Below are 21,547 nucleotides of genomic sequence, written 5' to 3' on the forward strand. Positions count from 1 at the left end.
CCACCTCCTCGGCCCGCCGGCCCGCCGGCCCCACCCCCGCCCCGGTCCCGTACCGAAGGAGCATCCGCATGCCCTCGCCCCACGGCCGCCCGCTGCCGTTCTCCTCGCGCATGTCCCCGCCCGTCTCCCGACGGGGCCTCCTGCTCGCGGGCGCCTCGGCCGCCACCGCGACCGCCCTGGCCCTGGCCGCCGTCCCCGCCCAGGCCGTCCCCGCCCAGGCCGCCCACGGCCCGCGCCGCCCGTTCGGCCGGTACGGTTCGCCGGCCGACCGTCTGACCCCGGGGACCCTGTACGTCCACCCCGGCGGCGCAGGCGACTTCACCACCGTCCAGGCGGCCGTGACCGCCGCGACCGGCACCGGACGCGTCCTCGTCCTGGCCCCCGGCACCTACCGGGAGACGGTCTCCGTCGACGCCGACCGCACCGGCATGACCTGGATCGGCGCCTCGCGCGACGCCCGGGACACGGTGATCGTCCACAACAACGCGGCGGGCACCCCGAAGCCGGACGGCTCCGGCAACCACGGCACCTCCGGCTCCGCCACCACCACCGTGCGCCCCGACGGCTTCACCGCCCGCCGGATCACCTTCGCCAACGACTGGCTGCGCAGCGACCTCCCCGGCACCAGCGGCACCCAGGCCGTCGCCCTCAAGGTGCAGGGCGACCGCAGCGCCTTCACCCACTGCCGGTTCCTCGGCCACCAGGACACCCTGTACGCCGACTCCCTGTCCCTGGACACGTTCGCCCGCCAGTACTTCTCCCACTGCTACGCCGAGGGCGACGTCGACTTCGTCTTCGGCCGGGCGACCGCCGTCTTCGAGCACTGCCACTTCCGCACCCTGATCCGCCCGGACCTGACCGGCGCCCCGTACGGCTTCGTCTTCGCGCCCTCCACCGCCGGCGCCAATCCGCGCGGCTACCTCGTCACCAGGAGCACCATCAGCAGCGAGGCGCCCGACGGTCACTACAAGCTGGCCCGCCCCTGGGTGCCGAGCTCCGACACCACCGCCCGCCCGATGCTCACCGTCCGCGACACCCACCTCGGCCCCGGCATCGACGCCGTCACGCCCTACACCACCATGGCCGGCGGCCACCCCTGGCAGGACCAGCGCTTCGCCGAGTACCGCAACAGCGGTCCCGGCGCCGTGGTCACCGTCCCCGAGAACCGGCCCCAGCTCACCCGGGCCCAGGCCGCCGCCCACACTCCCGAGACCTACCTCGGCGACTGGCACCCCCGGCCGACCGCAAAGTGACCTCTCCCTCCGCCCCCGTCCCCGGCCCGCCCGGACTCCACCACGTGCTCAAGGACGACCTGACGTTCCCGCTCGCCTGGGGCACCTCACCCGTCCGGGACTTCGACGCGTGGCGGCGGGCGGCCCGGGGCAAGGTCGAGGACCTGCTGGTCGTCGACGACCAGGCCGGCACACCGTACGCACCCGAGTTCGCCGCGGGCCCGGCCGGCGCCCAGGAGGACGGCTGCGCCCGCGAGTCGGTGACCCTTTCGCTCACCCGGTACGGCAGGACCCGCGGCGTGCTGCTCACCCCCCGCGGCGCCGGGCCCTTCCCGGCCGTGCTGCTCCTGCACGACCACGGCTCCCGCTTCGACATCGGCAAGGAGAAGTGCGTCCGGCCCTGGTACGACGACACCCGGCTCGCCTCCGCCGAGCAGTGGGCCGCACGGTACTTCGGCGGACGCTTCGTCGGTGACGAACTCGCCCGGCGCGGCTACGTCGTGCTCTGCCTGGACGCCCTCGGATGGGGCGAGCGGGGGCCGTTGGCGTACGAGCGGCAGCAGGAACTGGCGAGCAACCTCTTCCACCTGGGCTCCTCGCTCGCCGGACTCCACGCCCGCGAGGACCAGCGCGCCGCCGCCTTCCTGGCCGGCCTCGACCGGGTGGACGCCCGCCGGGTGGCCGCCCTGGGTTTCTCCATGGGCGGCTACCGGGCCTGGCAGGTGGCCGCGCTCAGCGACCACATCGCGGCCGCGGCGAGCGTGTGCTGGATGACCGGGCTGAAGGACATGATGGTGCCCGGCAACAACACGCTGCGCGGGCAGTCGGCGTTCCACATGCTCCACCCCGGCCTCACCCGGCACCTGGACATCCCCGACGTGGCGAGCATCGCCGCACCCCGGCCGATGCTGTTCTTCCACGGCGGGCTCGATCCGCTGTTCCCCGCCGACGGGGTGCGGACCGCCTACGACAAGCTGCGTGCCGTGTGGCGCTCGCAGGACGCCGGGCACCGGCTGCGGCTGAAGACGTGGCCGGACCGCGGCCACGTCTTCGACGACGCGATGCAGGACGAGGTGTATGCCTGGCTCGCCTCCGTGCTGTGACGGTGGCCGGCCGGGCGGCCCAGGCCTCTACGGGTACGCGGCCGGCAGCCGGTCGTGCTCCGCCCGCGTCACCGGGATCACCGTGCCGTGCCGGGGACCGGCGGGCAGCCGGCAGGTGGTGGACGGGGTCCAGCGACCCGAGGCGAGGTCGGTCGTCAGTCGGGCAGGACGGCTCCGGTTACGGACCCGAACCCCCGCCGCCGTTCACGTCGTTGACGTCTCCAGTGGTGAATCCGCCGTCCACGGAGAGCTGTTCGGCTCCCGTGGTGGCGGCCGTCGCCGTGTAGGTGTCCTTCCGCGCGTCGCGGCCGCCGCGCGCATGGTCGTACTGGCCGGCGAACACCCACTCGCCCGGCGGGACCGTGCGGCCCTTCCTGAGTGTCCAGGTGTAGACGAGGAACCCGCCCCGCTCGCCCACCGTGAGGCCGAAGTCCTCCTCGGGCAACGACCGCCAGGCGCCCGTCGACGAGACCCCGCCGGTCTGCGCGACGCGCAGCCGCACGGTCAGCGCGGTCAGCCGTTCGCCGGTGCGCAGGGTGACATCGCTCTGCGCCCAGAACTCGTTGCTGTGCGGGTTCACCGCACCGTCGGCCCCCAGCGGGCCGTCCCCGGAGCCGGCGGGCGGGCGCACCGCGTCGGGTGCGCCCGGTGCCGGTGCGGGGGCCGTCGTCGGGGAGACCGCCACCTGGCGCTGCGGGGGAGTCCGAGCGTCCTTCACCGCGGATGCCGCCGTGTAACCACCCGCCGCGAGCACCCCGGCCACCGCGGCCGTCGCGCCCACCACCCGGACCCAGCCCGGCTCCCGGGGACGTGCCGCCCGGCGGACCGGCCGGTCCGGCCCGGCCATGCCGCGCTCCACCCGGGCCAGCATGCGCTCCCGGTCGGGCCGGTGCACCCCGGCCGCCTCCCGCAGCCGGGCGCGCACCTCCTCGGGCACATCGCCCCGCCGCGTCGTCACCGGTCCCCTCCCAGGGCAGCCTCGCCCCACGCGGCATGCGCCGCGTGCACCCGTCGCGGCGCCTCGGGCGTCGACGTGCCCAGCAGTCGCTGCAGTTCGGCCATCCCCTTCGAGGTCTGGCTCTTCACGGTACCCACCGAGACACCCAGGGCCAGCGCGGTGTCCTTCTCCGACAGGTCGAAGGCGTGCCGCAGCACCACACACGCCCGTTTGCGGAACGGCAGCCGGCGCAACGCCTCCCGCACATCCACCACCCCCGCGACATCCGGGTTCTCGGCCCGCTCCTCGCGCTGCGACCAGAACAGGGCGATCCGGCGCCGCTCGCGCACCGCGCTGCGTATACGGGTGCGGGCCAGATTGGCGACCACGCCCCGCGCGTACGCCGCCGGACGGTCGGCGGCGCGCACCCGGTCCCAGCGGTGCCACAACGCGAGCAGGGCGTCCGCCGCCAGGTCGTCGGCGGTGTCCGCCTCACCCGTCAGCAGGACGGCCAGCCGCGACAGTTCGGCGTAGTGACGTTCGAAGAAGGCATGGAACTCCGCGGCGGCGCTGCCGTCCACGACGGTGCCCACGGGCAACCACCTCCCCTCGCGGCGGACCCCGGACGCCCGGCGGGCGTCAACTCGTTTGCGTACAGGCTTCGTTCGGATCCCATGCGGATTCCATGCGGATCGTACAGATGACCGAACGCCGTGTGGAAAGGTGACGGGCCGCCCCGGGGGGATGGGGCGGCCCGTCACCTTTTCAGACGGCTGTTCGGCCGGAAAGGTTCAGCGCCTTGACGAATGGGGCGCCCGGAACCGGAAGTTGGGCAACTGAGCGCTCGGCGACCGCCGTTCGGCAACCGCTGGTCAGTAACCACCGTTCCGGATCAGCCGTTCAGAAACCGCGCAGGAAGCCCGACTCGTACGCCGCGATGACTGCCTGGGTGCGGTCCCGGGTGCCGGTCTTCGCCAGGACCTGTGCCACATGGGTCTTCACCGTGGCGGGGCCGACTCTCAGCAGCCCGGCGATCTCCGCGTTGGTCCGCCCGGCCGCCATGTGCCGCAGCACCTCGCGCTCCCGTCCGGTCAGCCTGGCCACCCAGGGCGGCGGCGTACGGGACGCACGCGTGTGCTTGGCGGCGAGCGCGCGCACCGCCTCCGGGAACAGCAGGCTGTCGCTGCGCGCCACCAGCCGGACCGCACCCACCAGCGCCTCGGCCTCCGCCCGCTTGAGCAGGAACCCGGCGGCTCCGACGCGCAGCGCGTCGTACACGGAGGAGTCGTTCTCGAAGGTGGTGACGACGACCACCCGGGGCGGGTCGTCGAGGCCGGTGAGGATCTGCTCGGTGGCGCGGATGCCGTCGATCTCCGGCATCCGTACGTCCATGAGGACGACGTCGGGCCGGTGCTCCCGCACCACCGACACGGCCTGCGAGCCGGTGGCTGCCTCGCCCACCACCTCCAGATCCGGCTCGGCGGAGAGGATGGCACGCAGGGCGGTGCGCACCATGCGCTCGTCGTCGGCGAGAACGACACGGATCGGGGCAGGGCCGGTCATGGGGTGTCCTCGGGCTCGGTCGGCGGTCCGGGAGGACCGGGTGCGGTGCGTCCCGCGTGGGACGGCCCGCGGGTCATGTCGTCATCCCGCAAAGGGAGTTCCACGTGCAGCCGCCAGGTGTCGTTCTCCGGGCCGGCCTCGGTGGTGCCGCCCAGCAGGCGGGTCCGGTCCCGGATGCCGCGCAGACCGTGGCCGCCGCCGGGGCGGGTGGCGGCGGCCGGACGGGGGGCGGCCACGGAGGTGCAGAGGGGATTCTTGACGGTGATCGTCAGACGGCCGTCGCGCACCTCGGCGCACAGCGTCACGGCGACCCCCTCGCCGGCGTGCCTGAGGACGTTGCCCAGCCCTTCCTGCACGATGCGGTACGCCTCCCGGGAGACCAACGACGGCAGGGCGTGGAGCGGTGTCCCGATCGTGGCCGTCACCTTCAGCCCGCTCGCCCGGGTACCGCGCAGCAGATCGTCGAGGCCGGTGGCGAGGGTGGGCGCGGGCAGGGTGCCCTGAGCCTCGCCGTCGCGCAACACACCCAGCACGGAGTCGAGTTCGCCCACGGTGCGGCGCGTGGTGTCCTCGATGGCGGCCAGGGCGTCCCGGACGAACTCCGGGTCGGTGTCCAGGACCCGGCGCGCCGCGCTCGCCTGGAGTGTGACCGCGCTCAACGCGTGTCCCACCGAGTCGTGCAGCTCACGGGCCAGCCGGTTGCGGACGGCGAGGTCGGCGGCGCGCGCCTCGGCGGCGGCGAGCCGGTCCTCGGGGGTGGGGCCGAGCAGCGCCGGCGCCCAGCGGGCCAGCAGCGCGCCGCAGCCGGCCGCGCAGCCGGCCAGCGCCAGGAGCGATGCCACGCCGACGACCGGCGACAGTGCCAAGGCCCAGGTGCGGTCCAGGACTTCCGGCAGGCCCGGCGGGGAGTCGCGCAGCCCCGCGAAGAGCGGCAGCACGATCAGCCCGACGGCGAACGGCGGCACCGCCAGCGACATCCCGGCGATGACCCCGCCCAGCCCCAGATGCACCGTGTACCAGACCGCCGTACGGCCCTTCGCGGCCCGGGTGCGGGCGGGCCCGTCGGCCAGCCGGGCGGCGTCCACCCCGCACAGCCAGCGCACGGTGGCGGTCTCCAGCGGCCGGGTCAGCGGAAACAGGGAGGTGACGGCGGCGAGCGGCAGGCCGACGGCGAACGAGGCGAGCTGGAGGGTGGGAGACGAGAAGACGTCGGAGGTGCCGGTCAGGGGACTGATGACGACCGAGCCGACGAGGACGTACGGCATCGCGAGCGCGCCGCCCAGGATCAGGTGGATCCAGCGCAGGCGCGCCCGCCGGCCGAAGAGCAGGCGAGGGATACCGCTCACGCCGCCCGCCGCTGTGCCGTCCCGGCCGACCGCTCCGCGAAGTGGTGGGCGCCGATGGCGGCCACCAGGATACCGACGATCATCTGGCCAGAGTAGGTGAGATGCATCAGCGCGGTCGGCTGGTCGGCGACATCGTCCACGGCCCCGACGGAGGCTATGGACATCCAGCCGCCCCAGCAGGCCACGGCGGCGGAGCCCACCCAGGTCAGACCCAGCGGTACCGCCACCGGCAGCACCCGGCCCGACCGGAAGGCGAGCATCAGGCCGCCGACGACGGCCGCGGCGAGGAACCCGATGTAGACGACCTCCAGGACGTAGAAGTCGCTGCCGCGCTCCGCCGCCCGGCCCTCGCTGAGCCCGGCCGTGCCGCCGCCCGCCCACCACAGACGGGCGGTCAGCGGGAACAGGGCGAGCAGGGCGGCCGCCCCGGCAAGGGCCCGCTGCGCGGCTCCGACGTTCCCGGCGGGCAGTTCCCCCACCCGGCCGCGCCACAGGTGCCCCCAGCGGTCACGGGCGTAGAGGACGAACAGGGCTCCGAGGGCGAGCCCCTGCAGGATGAACCCGGTGTAGACGACGCCGAACACCCACTCCTCCAGGAAGGGCTCGCCACTGCCCGCCGTGCCGCTGCTGCCACCCGCCAGCCGGGCCAGGAGTTGCAACGGGAACCCGGCCATGATCGGGGCGAGCAGCCCGGTGGCGGCCCACACGGGGAACGCCAGCAGCCAGGCCGGGGTCCGCAGACCCCAGGGCCGGGTCAGGACCAGGGCCAGCACGATCACCGCGCTGTCCATCAGCAGGGACAGGCCGTTGACCACGGCCATCTGCACGCGGTGGTCCAGCAGCACGCTGCCGTCCGGGATGCCGGTCCGACTCCCCGCGATCCAGACGGTCTTGAGCCCGATGTACGGCACACAGGAGACGATGGCGAGCGCCCGCAGCAGTCGGCGGGGACGGCTGACGGCGGCCGGGGAGGAGGCGGGAACGGTGACGGGGGCGGTGGCTGAGGAGACGCGTGTCCGTGGCATGTCCTCAGACTCGCGCGGCACCCCGCGCGGCCACGTCCCGCACGGAGACGATCCGTCTCCGCCGGGCGGGGGAGGGGCAGGCGTCAGCCGGCCGACCTGAGGACGAGTTCGTCGGTCTCGGTGCCGCGCGCGGGCGCGTACCCGGTCTCCCGCGCGACGACCCGGAAGCCGCACTTCTCCAGGACCCGCAGCGACCCCGCGTTGTCCGCTGCCACGCGCGCGTGCAGCGGGCGCTCGGTCACCTCGGCCAGCAGGGCGCGCAGGGCGGCGGTGGCGATGCCCCTGCCCCAGTACGCGCGGTCGACCCAGTACGTCACCTCGCGCTCGCCCGGCGCCCCGTACACCGCCGCGTGGCCCACCACGTCGCCGTCGCACAGCACCGTGCGCACGACGACGTCCGGCGCGGTGCGGATGCGCGCCCAGTGGGCCTCGAACGCTCCCCGGTCGGCCGGGTCCTCGGCGGTGAAGGCCGCCATGCGCAGCGCCTGAGGGTCGTTCGACTGCCGGTAGAAGACCGGCAGATCGCTGTCGTGCACCGCGCGCAGCGCGATCTCCTGGCCGGTCACGATCAGAGCCTCCGGGTGGCCAGCGTCAGCCGGTCGCGCGCGTCGAACAGGGCGTCCTTGACCATCTGCTCGTGCGCGGGGGTGAGCCGGGCGACCGGCACCGAGCAGCTGATCGCGTCCCGCGCGGGGGTGCGGTACGGGATCGCCACCCCGAAGCAGCGCAGCCCCAGCGTGTTCTCCTCGCGGTCCACCGCGAAGCCCTGCTCCCGCACCTGGTGCAGCTCCTCGATGAGCTTCTCCCGGTCGGTGATCGTGTGCTCGGTGAGGGCGGGCAGCGTCTGAGGGAGCATCTTGCGCACCTGCTCGTCCGTGTACGTGCTCAGCAGCGCCTTGCCGAGCGACGTCGAGTGCGCGGGCAGCCGGCGGCCGACCCGGGTGAACGGGCGCAGATAGTGCTGCGACTGCCGGGTGGCCAGGTACACCACGTTGGTGCCGTCGAGCCGGGCGAGGTGGATCGTCTCCGTGGTGTCGTCCGACAGCCGGTCCAGCGTGGGCCGGGCCGCCGCCACGACCTCGTCCCCGTCGATGTACGACGTGCCCACGAGCAGCGCCCGCACGCCGATGCCGTACCGCGTGCCCGTCGCGTCCGTCTCCACCCAGCCGAGGTCGACGAGGGTGCGCAGCAGCATGTAGAGACTCGACTTGGGGTAGCCGACGGCCTCCTGGACCGCCGCCAGGGAATGCATGCCGGGGCGCCCGGCGAAGTACTCGAGCAGTTCAACGGTCCGCACCGCGGATTTGACCTGCGCGCCGCCGCCCGTCCCGCCAGCCGACATGCCCTTGACCCTTCGTTCGACGAGGAGCTGAAGTTATAGTCTCCAACAGCATATTCATCATCAGAGACAGCGTTCAGTATATCGAACACTCCTGGTGGATGACGTACATACTGCGGCATTGCAAGCGGCAGTCAAGCGGAGGGACTCGCGGTGGCAGCAGCACCAGTCTGGAGTGTCGACCCCCGAACCGGGAAGCAGCGGGAACAGGTCGCGGTGGAGGCCACGGCCCAGGAGGTGGACGGCACCGTCCGGGCCGCCCACCAGGCGCGGGGCGCGCTGGCCGACCGCACCGTCCGCTCGGCCTTCCTGCGCTCGGCCGCCGACGAACTCGAGGCCGCCAAGAGCACGCTCGTCGAGGTCGCCGATGCCGAGACCGCGCTCGGACCGGTCCGCCTCACCGGCGAACTCGCCCGCACCTGCTACCAGTTGCGCGCCTTCGCCGACCTCGTCGACGAGGGCGCCTTCCTCGACGTCGTCATCAACCACCCCGACGACACCGCGACCCCCCCCGTCCCGGACCTGCGCCGCTACAAGGTCCCGCTGGGCGTCGTCGCCGTCTACTCGGCCTCCAACTTCCCCTTCGCCTTCTCCGTCCCCGGCGGCGACACCGCGAGCGCCCTCGCGGCCGGCTGCCCCGTGGTCGTCAAGGCCCACCCCGACCATCCCGGCCTGTCCGAGCTGGTCGCCAGGGTGCTGCGCCGGGCGGCCGCCCGGCACGACATCCCCGAGGGCGTGCTCGGCCTGGTGCACGGCTTCGAGGCCGGCGTCGAGCTGGTCCGGCACCCGCTGGTCGCGGCGGCCGGCTTCACCGGCTCGGTACGCGGCGGCCGGGCCCTCTTCGACGCGGCGGCCGCCCGCCCGGTCCCGATCCCGTTCCACGGCGAGCTGGGCTCCCTGAACCCGGTCCTCGTCACGGAGGCCGCCGCCGCCGAACGCGCCGAGGCGATCGGCGCCGGGCTCGCCGGTTCGATGACGCTCGGCGTCGGCCAGTTCTGCGTGAAGCCGGGCCTCGTCCTCGCCCCGGCGGGCGCGGCCGGTGACCGTCTGGTCAAGTCCCTGACCGACGCCGTCAGCGATACCGACGCCGGTGTCCTGCTCGACCACCGCATGCGCGACACCTTCGTCGCCGGGGTCGCCGAGCGGGGCCGGCTGCCCGACGTGGAGTCCCCGGTGACGCCGGGCGCGGGCGGTGAGCACACCGTCAGCGCCGGCTTCCTCACCGTCCCGGCGAGCAGGCTCGCCGCGGAAGGCGAGCACGACCTGCTCCTGGAGGAGTGCTTCGGCCCGGTCACCGTCGTGGTCCGCTACGAGGACGACGCGGAGGCCCGTTCCGTCCTCTCCCGCCTCCCCGGCAACCTCACCGCCACCGTCCACCTCTCCGAGGAGGAGGGCGCGGGGCAGGGCCGGGGCGCGGAGATCCTCGGCGAGCTGACCCCGCTCGCCGGCCGGGTGCTCGTCAACGCCTGGCCGACCGGTGTCGCGGTCGCCCCGGCCCAGCACCACGGCGGCCCCTACCCGGCGACGACCTCCACCTCCACCTCGGTCGGCGGCACCGCCATCGAGCGCTGGCTGCGCCCCGTCGCCTACCAGAACAGCCCGGAAGCCCTCCTGCCGCCGGAACTGCGGGACGACAACCCGCTCGGGCTGCCGCGCCGGTTCAACGGCCACCTGGAGCGCTGAGCGCGCACGACGGAGCGGGGTTCACCGCGTGCACAGGGGCCCGTCCGGCACGATCCGTCGGACGGGCCCCGCGCGGATGGGGGGACCTGCGAGACTCGCCCCATGGACCTGAAGCTTCCCCAACTGCCGTTTCCCCTGCGCACCTACGGCCCCGACGGGCACTGGTCCCACGAGGACGGCGTCCTCACCGGCTGGGCCGGACCGCGCCAGGACCGCTTCGTACCGCCCACCGGGGAGGCCCTGGACCCCGCCGCCGACGCACCCCGCCTCCTGGGCGCCCCCGAAGGCGACTTCCAGCTGATCGCCCGGGTCACGGTCGGCTTCTCCACCGCCTTCGACGCCGGGGTGCTCTACGTCCACACCGGCGAGCGGAACTGGGCCAAGCTGTGCCTGGAGTACTCCCCGGACGTGCCCACCGTCTGCACGGTCGTCACCCGGGGCCACTCCGACGACGCCAACTCCTTGACCGTGGAGGGAAGTTCCGTCTGGCTGCGGGTGAGCCGCACCGGGCGCGCCTTCGCTTTCCACGCCTCCCGCGACGGCAAGCGCTGGACCTTCGTCCGCCTCTTCACCCTCGACGCGGAGAAGGAGACGGGAGCCGCCCTCGTCGGCTTCATGACCCAGTCCCCGATGGGCGAGGGCTGCGTGGTCACCTACGACCACATCGAGTTCCGGCCGAACTGGCCGCAGGACCTGCGCGACGGCAGTTGACATGCGGGGAACCACCGCCCCGCCCGGTGACGTCCAGCACCGCGTGATCAGAGCGCACCGGACTGCGGACTCCCCGGTCATCAGAACCGCCCTGGCGGCCGAGGCCGCCGACATTGCCGCGCTGCACCTGCGGGCCCGCTCCACCGGTACCCGCGCTTCGCGGTGCCCGGGGAATGAACCGCACCGGTTGAAGGTTCACGCACCCGGCGGAGGGAGTCTCCGTGCCCTACGACCGGGAGAGTGCCTGAACGATGCGTGTCGAGATTTGGTCGGACATCGCCTGCCCCTGGTGCTACGTGGGCAAGGCCCGCTTCGAGAAGGCGCTCAGCGCGTTCCCGCACCGTGACGACGTCGAGGTGGTGCACCGCTCCTTCGAGCTGGACCCGGGCCGGGCCAAGGGCGACATCCAGCCCGTGCTCTCGATGCTCACCAAGAAGTACGGCATGAGCCAGGCGCAGGCCGAGGCCGGCGAGGACAACCTGGGCGCCCAGGCCGCCGCCGAGGGGCTGCCGTACCGCCCCCGGGGCCGTGACCACGGCGGCACCTTCGACATGCACCGCCTGCTGCACTTCGCCCGCGAGGGGGGCCGCCAGGTGGAGCTGCTCGACCTGCTCTACAAGGCGAACTTCGCCGAGGAGCGGTCCGTCTTCGGCGACGACGAACGCCTCCTCGACCTCGCCACCGCCGCCGGCCTCGACACCGACGCCGCCCGCGCGGTCCTCGCCGACCCGGAGGCGTACGCCGCCGAGGTGCGCGAGGATCAGCGGGAGGCCGCGGAACTCGGCGCGCGGGGCGTGCCCTTCTTCGTCCTCGACCGCACGTACGGCGTCTCCGGCGCCCAGCCCGCCGAGGTGTTCACCCAGGCGCTGACCCAGGCCTGGGGCGAGCGCCCGGCCCTGAAGATCGTCGACGGTGACGCGGAGGCCTGCGGCCCGGACGGCTGCGCGGTGCCGCAGACCTGAACAGGCCGGGCCGAAACCGCCGAGCCGAACCCTCCGCCCGCTCTTTCCGCAGGTCAGGGTGTATTCATAAGGGGTCCTTGGCGATATCGTGCAGAACAAGCCAATGGACGGGGAGATGCCGGGGCCGCAGAGTGGTCCCATGGAGACCTTCGAGCATCTCGTCCGTGCCGAGTTCACCCCGAAGAACACCTTCCTGAACACCGCCGCCAACGCTCTCCTGCCCGCCCGTACGGTGACCGCTCTCGGGAACGCCGTGCGGCTGAGGGCGGAGGGCGGTCCGCTGGATCCGCTGTACGACGACGTCGAGGCGAGCCGGGCCGCGTACGCCCGGCTGGCCGGCGTCCCCGTCGAGCGCGTGGCGGTCGGGGCCACCGTCACCCTGTACACCGGGCTGATCGCGGCCTCCCTGCCACCGGGCGCCGAGGTGCTCACCGTGGAGAACGACTTCGCCTCGGTGCTCAACCCGTTCCACGTCCGAGGCGACCTCAAGGTGCGGGCCGTGCCGCTGGAGCGGATCGCCGAGTCCGTCGGCCCGGACACCGCCCTCGTCGCCGTCAGCGCCGTACAGTCCGCCGACGGCCGGATCGCCGATCTGCCCGCGCTGCGCGAGGCGGCCCGGGAGCACGGCGCCCGCACCTACGTCGACCTCTCCCAGGCGATCGGCTGGCTGCCGGTCGACGCCGGCGCCTTCGACTACTCCGTCACCATCGTCTACAAGTGGCTGCTGGGCCCGCACGGCGGAGCCTTCCTGACCGTACCGGAGGACTTCGGCGACCTGGTCCCCGTACAGGCAGGGTGGGCCGCGGCGGAGAAGCCCTGGGACAGCTGTTACGGGCCCGTCGCCGAACTCGCCCACTCCGCGCGCCGGTTCGACGTGAGCCCCGCCCTCTTCACCTACGCGGGGCTGCGGACCTCCCTCGAACTCGTCGAGGAGATCGGGGTGGACGCCGCCCACGCCCATGACGTCGCCCTCGCCGACCGCTTCCGCGCCGGGCTCGTCGCGCTGGGCCACGAGCCCGTGCCCTCGCCCGGTTCGGCCATCGTGTCCGTGCCGGGACTGGGCCGTCTCCAGCCGGAGTTGAGCAGGGCGGGCTTCGCCCTGTCCGACCGGGCCGGCCATCTGCGGGCGTCGTTCCACCTCTACAACACCCCGGCCGACGTGGACCGCCTGCTGGACGCGCTGCCCGGCTGAGTCAACTTGTGCCCACTCGTGCCGTCCGTGCCCGCCCGGGTGGGCACGGACGGGCACGGCAGCGGGCCGGTGCCCCCCGTCCCACACGAGGAGGCCCGGCCCACAGTCATGGCCACGTCGGCGCGTTCACGCCGACATGCTCACCTCACCGGAGTGAAGTCCCGCGCCCCGATGTAGTCGGGCCGCCGGATCGGCGCCGCGAACGGCTCCACGGCCGTGTTGTCGACGCTGTTGAACACGATGAACACGTTGCTGCGCGGGAACGGCGTGATGTTGTCCCCGGAGCCGTGCATGCAGTTGCAGTCGAACCAGGTCGCCGAGCCGGCCCTGCCGGTGAACAGCTTGATGCCGTACTCGGACGCCAGCGAGGTCAGCCCCTCGTCGGAGGGCGTACCCGCGTCCTGCATCTGCAGCGACTTCTTGTAGTTGTCCTTCGGCGTGGCCCCCGTACACCCGAGGAACGTCTTGTGCGACCCCGGCATGATCATGAGCCCGCCGTTGGTGTCGAAGTTCTCGGTGAGCGCGATCGACACCGACACCGCCCGCATCCGCGGCAGACCGTCCTCGGCGTGCCAGGTCTCGAAGTCCGAGTGCCAGTAGAAGCCACTGGCCCCGAAGCCCGGCTTGACGTTGATCCGCGACTGGTGGACGTACACGTCGGAACCGAGGATCTGCCGGGCCCGGCCGACGACGCGCTCGTCACGCACCAGCCGCGCGAACACCTCGCTGATCCGGTGGACCTCGAAGACCGACCGGATCTCCTTGGACTGCGGCTCGACGATCGACCGGTCGTCGGCCCGGATCGCCGGGTCGGAGACCAGCCGGTTCAGTTCGTCCCGGTAGACGGCGGCCTCGTCGTCGGTGATCAGCTGATCGATGGCGAGGAAACCGTCACGTTCGAACGACCCCAGGTCGGCCGGGGCGATCGGGCCGGGTGCGTCGGGGGCACCCCAGACGACCGGGTCCTGCCGCGGGGTGAGCACCTCGGCGTTGCCTCGGGTGGGATAGAGGTCGGGGACGTGAGTCTGGGTGCTGACGGTAGCGGTGGTCATGGAACCTCACACCTCCTCGGTGAGCAGGGGGTAGACGCCGTTCTCGTCGTGGTCCTCCCGTCCGGTCACGGGCGGGTTGAAGACGCAGATGCAGCGGAAGTCCTTCTTCACCCGCAGCGTGTGCTTCTCGTGCCCGTCGAGGAGGTACATCGTCCCGGGCGTGATCGTGTGTGTCAGCCCGGAGTCGTGGTCGGTGAGTTCTGCCTCTCCTTCCACGCAGACGACGGCCTCGATGTGGTTCGCGTACCACATCGATGTCTCCGTACCGGCGTACAGGATGGTCTCGTGCACGGAGAAGCCGACGTTCTCCTTGGCGAGGACGATGCGCTTGCTCTCCCAGGTACCGGACGCGGACTTCACGTGCCGGTCGGTACCTTCGATCTCCTTGAAGGAACGGACAATCACGGTGCTGCGATGCCTCCTCGGTGGTGGTGCTGGTGGTGCCTGCGGGCCGTCCGGGTCCTGGGCCGAGGCCCGGGACCCGGACGGTTCAGCAGACGGTTCAGGGGGTCCACCCTGTTCGGGTGGCCCGGACGGACCGGAGTATTCCGGTGGTCCGGACGGTTCAGGCGGTCTCGCGGACGGCGCGGGCCAGCGTGGTCAGCCCCTCGTCCAGCTCCTCCGGGGTGATGGTCAGGGCCGGAAGAAGTTTGACGACCTCGCCCTCCGGGCCGGACGTCTCGATCAGCAGCCCGAGCGCGAAGGCGCGTGCGGCGATGCGCCCGGCCCGCGCCTTGTCGTGGAACTCCATGCCCCACACGAGCCCGCGACCGCGGTATTCCTTCACGGCTGCGCGGTTTTCCTCGGCGATGGCGGCCATCGCCTGCTCGACCTGCTCGCCGCGCGCACGGGTCTGCTTCTCCATCGCCGACCCGTCGGCCCAGTACGCCTCCAGGGCGGCGGTCGCCGTGACGAAGGCCGGGTTGTTGCCGCGGAAGGTGCCGTTGTGCTCGCCCGGTTCCCAGACGTCCAGTTCGGGCTTGAACAGGCACAGTGACATCGGCAGTCCGTAGCCGCTGATCGACTTGGACACGGTGACGATGTCGGGCGTGATGCCGGCCTCCTCGAAGGAGAAGAAGGCGCCGGTACGGCCGCAGCCCATCTGGATGTCGTCGACGATCAGCAGCATGTCCTGGCGTTCGCACAGCTCGGCCAGGGCGCGCAGCCACTCGGGCCGGGCGACATTGATGCCGCCCTCGCCCTGCACCGTCTCGACGATCACGGCGGCGGGCTTGTTGAGGCCGGAGCCCTGGTCCTCCAGGAGCCGCTCGAACCACAGGAAGTCGGGGATCTTGCCGTCGAAGTAGTTGTCGAACGGCATCGGCGTGCCGTGCACCAGCGGGATGCCCGCCCCGGCGCGTTTGAAGGCGTTGCCGGTCACGGCGAGCGAGCCCAGTGACATGCCGTGGAAGGCGTTGGTGAACGAGACGATCGCCTCGCGGCCCTTCACCTTCCGGGCCAGCTTCAGCGCCGACTCCACGGCGTTGGTGCCGGTCGGGCCCGGGAACATGACCTTGTACGGCAGGTCGCGCGGACGCAGGATCCAGTTCTGGAAGGACTCCAGGAACGCGCGTTTGGCCGTGGTCGACATGTCGAGCCCGTGCGTGACGCCGTCCCGCTCCAGGTAGTCGATCAGCGCCCGTTTCAGTACGGGGTTGTTGTGGCCGTAGTTGAGTGAGCCGGCTCCGGCGAAGAAGTCGAGGTACTCATGGCCGTCCTCGTCGTACATGCGGCTGCCGTGCGCGCGGTCGAACACGGTGGGCCAGCCACGGCAGTAGCTGCGCACCTCGGACTCAAGAGTCTCGAAGACGCTCAGATCGGGCTGGGTGATGGTCACGACGAATCGCTCCTCGGTGGCGTGGGAGGTCAGAGGGAGTCTGGGGTCGTTCGGAGTGACGCACGGGTCCGTGTGCGTGGGGCCGGTGGTCGTGGTCAGGGGGAGAGGGGACCGATGCGGTACAGGACCTCGGGGTCGTGCGGTCCGTCGGGGAAGTGCTCCGCCTCGAACAGCACCTCGCGCTCCAGCCGGGCCCCGTGGCGCTCGGCGAACGCGGTGAACAGGCGCTCGGACGCGGTGTTCCCGGGTGTGATGGTGGTCTCCACGGTGGTCACTCCGTGTTCCGCTGTGGTCCGTGCGACCAGACCGTCGAGCAGAGCGGCGGCCAGGCCACGGCCGCGGTGCGTCTCGTCCACCGCGACCTGCCAGACAAGCAGGGTGTGCGGGCTGTCCGGCCGTACGTAGCCGGTGACGAAGCCGATCGGCTCCCCGCCGGCGTCACGTGCGACGGCGGATGTGGCGGCGAAGTCCCGGCACCACAGGAGATAGCTGTACGACGAGTTCAGGTCGAGGGTTTTTGAGTCCCTTGCTATCCGCCACAGCGCGGCTCCGTCCGCCAGGGCGGGGCGGTCGATTTGAGGGTCTGCTTGTGCGGCAGTCATGTGAATTGAACTTACCTAGGTAAATTCGAAATTGCATCGGCTGGCGGGGTTACCTGAGTGGCTCGTCCATGTTATCGCGCGAGCGTGAAGCCGCAAGCTGGAGCCTGGTGGAATGCCCCTGTTTCAGCGGGATTTAAGGCGTGAATCAGGCAGCTTGTGGGGCTGATCACAAGTCCATAACGTCCGCGATGATGTCCGGGATGCCCGGTTCTTGTTTGCGGAAAATCGATGCGTTTAAGGTCGAGGGCAGGGGGCAGAAGAACACGGGAAGCTGCCCTGGAAGGTAATATTGAAATAAGCGTGAAAATGGCGGTCGAGAATACCCGTGAACGGTTTCCGATAATCCAATGAATTTGTGCTGGGGTCCTCGTGTTCCGGTCGGTCGCACCATCGTCATACTGCGGTGTCGCATCAATGCGCTCCGGAACATGCCCGGCGCTGACTGTTACGGCCGAGCGCGCCCCGGTCGGATGCACGAGCGCCCGGCGCAGTCCGGCCTCGGCCCGGGAGCGGCCCGTCCGCGATCTGCCCGACGTCGTCCGGCTCCCGCTCCGTGGCTTCCGCTCTGCGCGCAGTTCCGCTCACGCTCGGCCTCCCCGCGCCGGATTTCGAGCGCCTCGTCGATCCCCCGCGCGGGACCCACGGCGGATCCGCTCGGGGCGACGGCAAGGAGGGCCCCAGATCCCTGCACATCCGCGGGTGGGAATGCGGGGCGTGCGGGGCCCGTCCTCGATCGGGACATCAACGCGGCGGTCAACGTCGCCCGGCCCGCCGGGCCGGCGGGCCGGCGGTATCAGCCTGCGGAGCGCGGGCAGGACCGGGACTCGTCCCGGCGCAGCGCAAAGAAACCGGAACCCACCGAGACGGTCAGCCGACCGTGGCAGGAATCCCCGCTCCTTCAGGGCGGGGAGCGGAAGTCAATGCCAGCCGTTGTCGGCCGCTCGCAGGGACTCCTGCACGTCCACCGGCAGCCCCTGTTCCGCCAGCGCCGTGCCCAGGGCCGTCAGGCTCGCCCGGACCACGCCCCGGGTGGCGTCGGGACCGTAGTGGTTGACGCGGATCATCTCCTTCGCCAGTACCCCGCCCCCCGCCGCCAGTGGCAGCGCCGGGTCCACGGCCAGGGCGCGGGCCACCAGCTCCGCGGCCACCGTGCCCGACGGAACCCGCAGGGTCGTGGCGACCGGGGCCGCGTCCGCCGCGTCGTGGACGTACGGCTCCAGGCCGCCGCCCAGCGCGAGCGCACCCGCCCGGGTCGCCGCCGCGGCCGCCGCGTGCCGGGCCGTCACCGCCTCCAGGCCCACCGCCTCGATGCGCTCCACGCACGCCTCCAGCGCCAGCATCTCCAGCTGCGCCGGCGCGTGCGGCAGCGCCGTGCGGCCCCCGTCGATCCAGCGCTGCTTCCAGTCCAGCAGGGACAGGTACGAGCTTCGGGGTGCCCGCGGGTTCGCCGCCATCCGGGCCCACGCCCGCTCGCTCACCGACACCGCCGACACGCCGGCCGGGCCGCCCATCGCCTTCTGCGCCCCGATCACGCACAGGTCCACGCCCCACGCGTCCGGCAGCACCGGCTCCGCTCCGATCGACGCCACCGCGTCGAGAGAGAACAGTGCCCCGTGCGCCCGCACGGCCTCGCCGATCTCCGCGACCGGGTTGGTGTTGCCGGTGGCAGCCTCCGCGTGCACCAGGGAGACGAAGTCGATCTCCGGGTGTGCGGCGAAGGCCTCGCGGACCTGCCCGGCCGTCACCGAGGTGTGGAACGGCACCGCCAGATCGATCACTGTGGCGCCACAGTCCCGCAGCCAGTCGCCGAAGGTCTGCCCGTACGGGCCCGTGACGACGTTCAGCGCGGTCGTGCCGGGGCCGGCGGTCGCGCGGATCGCGCCCTCCAGCGGAAGCAGCGCCTCACCCTGCATGATCACGACGTCCTGCGTGGTGCACAGCAGTCGCGCCACGCGGTCCTCGATCGAGGCGAAGTGCGCGGCGCTCAGCGGGGCCAGACCGAGGAAGGGATGGGTGCTCACGGCGGTGCTCACAGCGTTGCTCTCCAGATCACGGCTCTACGGCGCCACGGGGCACGGGCACGGGCGCGGTTTCGACGGAGTCGAGCGTATCCGGCCCCGGCGAACCCGGTCCGGCCGCCGGTGACCCCGGTCCGGCCGCCCTCGGCAAACCCGGTCCGACGCGCGGTTCTTAGGTCGGACGGCGCCACAGCCATCGGTTTGGTTTGAGGAACCCAAACTTCTCCTTATAATCGGAACCTCATTTGTTTCCTACCAGGAGGCCTCAGTGAAGACGCTCCTCGGCCGCAGGACCCGCGTTCTGGCCGCCACCACCGCGACGGCCGGGCTGGTGCTCCTGTCCGCCTGCACCTCCAGCGACGACGGGAAGGGCGGTGCCTCCAAGACCGCGGCCGGCGGCGTCGAACTCGCCAAGGCGGGGCAGCTCACCACCTGCACCCACCTCCCGTACCCGCCCTTCCAGTCGGAGATCGACGGCAAGGTGCAAGGCTTCGACGTGGCCCTGATCGACCTGGTCGCCGCCGATCTCGGTGTGAAGCAGGCAATCCTCGACACGCCGTTCGAGAACTTCAAGACCGGAGCCTTCCTCAACTCCGGCGAGTGCGACCTGGCCGCGGCCGGTATGACCATCACCGAGGAGCGGAAGAAGAACGTCGACTTCTCGGACCCGTACTTCAACGCCACCCAGGCCGTCCTCGTCGACAAGAAGGCCGGCGTGACCTCGCTGGCCGACGTGAAGTCGAAGGGCCTCAAGCTCGGCGCCCAGGCACAGACCACCGGCGAGGACTACGTCACGAAGGAGGGCTTCGACCCGGTCTCCTTCGAGTCCTCCGACGCCGTCCTCAACGGCCTGCGCACCGGCCAGGTCAAGGCCGTCGTCATCGACTTCCCGGTGGTGCAGGGCTGGCTGAAGGACAAGGCCACCGCCAACGCCTTCGAGGTCGTCGACAACCTCGACACCGGCGAGCAGTACGGCTTCACGGTGAAGAAGGGCAACACGGCGCTGCAGAAGGCCATCGACAAGGCGCTCTCGGACGCCAAGGCCGACGGCACGTACAAGAAGCTGTACGAGCAGTGGATCGGCCCGTACGACGCGTCCGCCGCCTCACCGTCCGCCGCCTGATCCGATGGCCGACACGAAGGTGCCACCGGAGCTGAGGAAGAAGGGCCTGACCCGGAGCCGGAAGCGCCGTCTGTCGCGCGGCGCCCAGTACGTCGTCTTCGTCGCCGCCGTGGCCGCCTTCGCGGCCTCGGCGGACTGGGGCAGGCTGAAGAACCAGTTCGCTCAGCTCGACATCGCCGAGCGGATGTTCCCGGACATCATCACCCTGGCGCTGAAGAACACCGTGCTCTACACGGTGACCGGCTTCGTCGTCGGGCTCGCCCTCGGCCTGGTCATCGCGCTGATGCGGCTGTCGTCGGTCGGCCCGTACCGCTGGCTGGCGGGCATCTACATCGAGATCTTCCGTGGCCTGCCCGCCCTGCTGATCTTCATCTTCATCGGCGTGGCCGTGCCGCTCGCCTTCCCCGGCACGGAGATCATCGGCGGCACCTACGGGAAGGTCGCCCTCGCGCTCGGCCTGGTGGCCGCCGCCTACATGGCCGAGACGATCCGCGCGGGCATCCAGGCGGTGCCCAAGGGGCAGATGGAGGCGGCCCGTTCACTGGGCTTCTCGCCCGCGCGGGCCATGGTCTCGATCATCATCCCGCAGGCCTTCCGGATCATCCTGCCGCCGCTCACCAACGAACTCATCCTGCTCTTCAAGGACTCCTCGCTGGTGCTGTTCCTCGGCGTCACCCTGGAGGAGCGCGAACTGTCCAAGTACGGCCGCGACCTGGCCAGCCAGACCGCCAACTCCACCCCGATCCTGGTCGCCGGCCTGTGCTACCTGCTGATCACCATTCCGCTCGGCTTCGTCGTACGCCGTATGGAGGCCAAGGCCCAGGAGGCCGTCAAATGAGCCGACCGGACAAGCAGCCGGGCGAACAGCCGCGCAACCGGCCGGAGCAGCAGCCGGAGAGCCGGCCCGGGAATCCGGAGATCCGGGTCAGCGGGCTGCACAAGTCGTTCGGCAGCAACGAGGTGCTGCGCGGCATCGACCTGGAGATCCGCCGGGGCGAGGTCGTCTGCGTGATCGGGCCGTCCGGCTCGGGCAAGTCGACCCTCCTCCGGTGCGTGAACCTGCTCGAGGAGCCCACCAAGGGCCAGGTGTACGTCGGCGGTACGGAACTCACCGACTTGGACGTCGACATCGACGCGGCCCGCCGCCGGATCGGCATGGTCTTCCAGCAGTTCAACCTGTTCCCGCACCTCACCGTCACCGAGAACCTCACCCTGCCGCAGCGCAGGGTACTGAAGCGGGGCAAGGCGGAGGCCGCCCGGACCGCCGCCGCGAACCTGGAGCGGGTCGGTCTCGCGGAGAAGGCGGGCGCCTACCCGTCCTCCCTCTCCGGCGGCCAGCAGCAGCGCGTCGCCATCGCCCGCGCGCTGGCCATGGGCCCCGAGGTGATGCTGTTCGACGAGCCGACCTCGGCGCTCGACCCCGAGCTGGTCGGCGACGTGCTGGCGGTGATGCGGATGCTGGCCGACGAGGGCATGACGATGATGGTCGTCACCCACGAGATGACCTTCGCCCGCGAGGTCGCCGACCGGGTCGTCTTCATGGACGGCGGGGTGATCGTCGAGGACGGCAGCCCCGAGCAGGTCATCGGCGCCCCGCGGCACGAACGCACCCGGCACTTCCTCTCCCGGCTCCTCGACCCCGCCATGGCGGAGGTGGAGGAGGAGACCTCGGACCAGGTGGGCAAGTCCGGCTAGCGGACAGCGGGTGCGGCGGGCGCCGGCTCACCGGGTCCTCCGCCCGGACCGTGCCGGGCCCCCGGAGCCGGCGGAGGTGCCGGGTCCCGGGGGCCCGGCACGGTCCGGGCGGCAGGCCCTAGGGTGC

The 21,547-nt window shown here is 71.9% G+C and carries 21 protein-coding genes; 9 read left to right on the forward strand and 12 right to left on the reverse strand.

Features of this window, described 5'->3' with window-relative positions; genetic code table 11:
* The first annotated feature begins 110 nt into the window (after positions 1-110).
* Together ACFPZI_RS13475 and ACFPZI_RS13480 are read left to right on the forward strand one after the other, a co-directional pair.
* Positions 111-1,253: a pectinesterase family protein gene (locus ACFPZI_RS13475; protein ID WP_381362953.1), complete on the forward strand. Its 1,143-nt coding sequence runs from the start codon at positions 111-113 to the stop codon at positions 1,251-1,253.
* Complete coding sequence (locus ACFPZI_RS13480; RefSeq protein WP_381362708.1) at positions 1,250-2,335, forward strand: dienelactone hydrolase family protein; 1,086 nt, start codon at positions 1,250-1,252, stop codon at positions 2,333-2,335. The genes ACFPZI_RS13475 and ACFPZI_RS13480 overlap by 4 nt, the downstream gene beginning before the upstream one ends.
* A 178-nt stretch (positions 2,336-2,513) precedes the next feature.
* On the opposite strand, the gene ACFPZI_RS13485 is transcribed toward ACFPZI_RS13480, so the two are convergent.
* The 7 genes from ACFPZI_RS13485 to ACFPZI_RS13515 form a co-directional block, all read right to left on the reverse strand.
* Entirely contained in the window at positions 2,514-3,293 is a 780-nt protein-coding gene (locus ACFPZI_RS13485; protein ID WP_381362710.1) for a hypothetical protein, read from the reverse strand.
* Positions 3,290-3,865: a SigE family RNA polymerase sigma factor gene (locus ACFPZI_RS13490; RefSeq protein WP_381362712.1), complete on the reverse strand. Its 576-nt coding sequence runs from the start codon at positions 3,863-3,865 to the stop codon at positions 3,290-3,292. Before ACFPZI_RS13490 ends, ACFPZI_RS13485 begins: the two co-directional genes overlap by 4 nt.
* A gap of 307 nt (positions 3,866-4,172) precedes the next feature.
* Complete coding sequence (locus tag ACFPZI_RS13495; RefSeq protein WP_381362714.1) at positions 4,173-4,835, reverse strand: response regulator; 663 nt, start codon at positions 4,833-4,835, stop codon at positions 4,173-4,175.
* Complete coding sequence (locus tag ACFPZI_RS13500; protein WP_381362717.1) at positions 4,832-6,181, reverse strand: sensor histidine kinase; 1,350 nt, start codon at positions 6,179-6,181, stop codon at positions 4,832-4,834. The genes ACFPZI_RS13495 and ACFPZI_RS13500 overlap by 4 nt, the downstream gene beginning before the upstream one ends.
* Positions 6,178-7,206 carry a hypothetical protein gene (locus ACFPZI_RS13505; RefSeq protein WP_381362720.1) on the reverse strand — a complete coding sequence of 343 codons (1,029 nt, stop codon included), beginning with the start codon at positions 7,204-7,206 and terminating at the stop codon, positions 6,178-6,180. Before ACFPZI_RS13505 ends, ACFPZI_RS13500 begins: the two co-directional genes overlap by 4 nt.
* Before the next feature lie 83 nt (positions 7,207-7,289).
* The gene (locus ACFPZI_RS13510; RefSeq protein WP_381362723.1) at positions 7,290-7,772 is read right to left on the reverse strand and encodes a GNAT family N-acetyltransferase; all 483 of its coding nucleotides are present in this window, start codon (positions 7,770-7,772) and stop codon (positions 7,290-7,292) included.
* A 2-nt stretch (positions 7,773-7,774) separates the two neighbouring features.
* A complete protein-coding gene (locus ACFPZI_RS13515) occupies positions 7,775-8,548 on the reverse strand; it encodes an IclR family transcriptional regulator (RefSeq protein WP_381362725.1) in 774 nt (257 codons plus the stop codon).
* Positions 8,549-8,698: 150 nt separating this feature from the next.
* On the opposite strand from ACFPZI_RS13515, the gene ACFPZI_RS13520 reads away from it, so the two are divergent.
* The 4 genes from ACFPZI_RS13520 to ACFPZI_RS13535 all read left to right on the forward strand — a co-directional run bounded on the left by ACFPZI_RS13520 (position 8,699) and on the right by ACFPZI_RS13535 (position 13,093).
* Positions 8,699-10,228 (forward strand): aldehyde dehydrogenase (NADP(+)), encoded by a 1,530-nt coding sequence (locus ACFPZI_RS13520; protein WP_381362728.1) that lies wholly within the window; start codon positions 8,699-8,701, stop codon positions 10,226-10,228.
* Positions 10,229-10,330: 102 nt separating this feature from the next.
* On the forward strand, positions 10,331-10,939 hold the full coding sequence (locus tag ACFPZI_RS13525) for a DUF1349 domain-containing protein (protein ID WP_381362730.1): 609 nt from the start codon (positions 10,331-10,333) through the stop codon (positions 10,937-10,939).
* A gap of 251 nt (positions 10,940-11,190) precedes the next feature.
* Positions 11,191-11,901: a DsbA family oxidoreductase gene (locus ACFPZI_RS13530; RefSeq protein WP_381362733.1), complete on the forward strand. Its 711-nt coding sequence runs from the start codon at positions 11,191-11,193 to the stop codon at positions 11,899-11,901.
* Between the two features lie 139 nt (positions 11,902-12,040).
* The gene (locus ACFPZI_RS13535; RefSeq protein WP_381362736.1) at positions 12,041-13,093 is read left to right on the forward strand and encodes an aminotransferase class V-fold PLP-dependent enzyme; all 1,053 of its coding nucleotides are present in this window, start codon (positions 12,041-12,043) and stop codon (positions 13,091-13,093) included.
* A 140-nt stretch (positions 13,094-13,233) separates the two neighbouring features.
* Here ACFPZI_RS13535 and thpD read toward each other — a convergent pair whose 3' ends face one another.
* The 5 genes from thpD to ACFPZI_RS13560 all read right to left on the reverse strand — a co-directional run bounded on the left by thpD (position 13,234) and on the right by ACFPZI_RS13560 (position 18,617).
* Entirely contained in the window at positions 13,234-14,145 is a 912-nt protein-coding gene (gene thpD, locus ACFPZI_RS13540) for an ectoine hydroxylase (RefSeq protein ID WP_381362739.1), read from the reverse strand.
* Positions 14,146-14,151: 6 nt separating this feature from the next.
* Positions 14,152-14,550 (reverse strand): ectoine synthase, encoded by a 399-nt coding sequence (locus tag ACFPZI_RS13545; protein ID WP_381210126.1) that lies wholly within the window; start codon positions 14,548-14,550, stop codon positions 14,152-14,154.
* A 160-nt stretch (positions 14,551-14,710) separates the two neighbouring features.
* Positions 14,711-15,982, reverse strand: a complete 1,272-nt coding sequence (gene ectB / locus ACFPZI_RS13550) for a diaminobutyrate--2-oxoglutarate transaminase (RefSeq protein WP_381362742.1) — start codon at positions 15,980-15,982, stop codon at positions 14,711-14,713.
* Positions 15,983-16,077: 95 nt separating this feature from the next.
* Positions 16,078-16,584, reverse strand: a complete 507-nt coding sequence (gene ectA / locus ACFPZI_RS13555) for a diaminobutyrate acetyltransferase (protein ID WP_381362744.1) — start codon at positions 16,582-16,584, stop codon at positions 16,078-16,080.
* 917 nt (positions 16,585-17,501) lie between these two features.
* Positions 17,502-18,617 (reverse strand): pyridoxal-phosphate-dependent aminotransferase family protein, encoded by a 1,116-nt coding sequence (locus tag ACFPZI_RS13560; protein WP_381362747.1) that lies wholly within the window; start codon positions 18,615-18,617, stop codon positions 17,502-17,504.
* 253 nt (positions 18,618-18,870) lie between these two features.
* Here ACFPZI_RS13560 and ACFPZI_RS13565 point away from each other — a divergent pair, with 253 nt between their 5' ends.
* The 3 genes from ACFPZI_RS13565 to ACFPZI_RS13575 are packed head-to-tail and all read left to right on the forward strand — an operon-like array spanning position 18,871 to position 21,420.
* Positions 18,871-19,725, forward strand: a complete 855-nt coding sequence (locus ACFPZI_RS13565; protein WP_381362749.1) for a transporter substrate-binding domain-containing protein — start codon at positions 18,871-18,873, stop codon at positions 19,723-19,725.
* 4 nt (positions 19,726-19,729) lie between these two features.
* Positions 19,730-20,563 (forward strand): amino acid ABC transporter permease, encoded by an 834-nt coding sequence (locus ACFPZI_RS13570; protein WP_381362752.1) that lies wholly within the window; start codon positions 19,730-19,732, stop codon positions 20,561-20,563.
* Positions 20,560-21,420: an amino acid ABC transporter ATP-binding protein gene (locus ACFPZI_RS13575; RefSeq protein ID WP_381362754.1), complete on the forward strand. Its 861-nt coding sequence runs from the start codon at positions 20,560-20,562 to the stop codon at positions 21,418-21,420. The genes ACFPZI_RS13570 and ACFPZI_RS13575 overlap by 4 nt, the downstream gene beginning before the upstream one ends.
* The last annotated feature ends 127 nt before the right edge of the window (positions 21,421-21,547 follow it).

Origin of the sequence: Streptomyces chlorus (assembly GCF_042655885.1) — a bacterium.
GTDB classification, from domain to species: Bacteria; Actinomycetota; Actinomycetes; order Streptomycetales; family Streptomycetaceae; genus Streptomyces; species Streptomyces chlorus.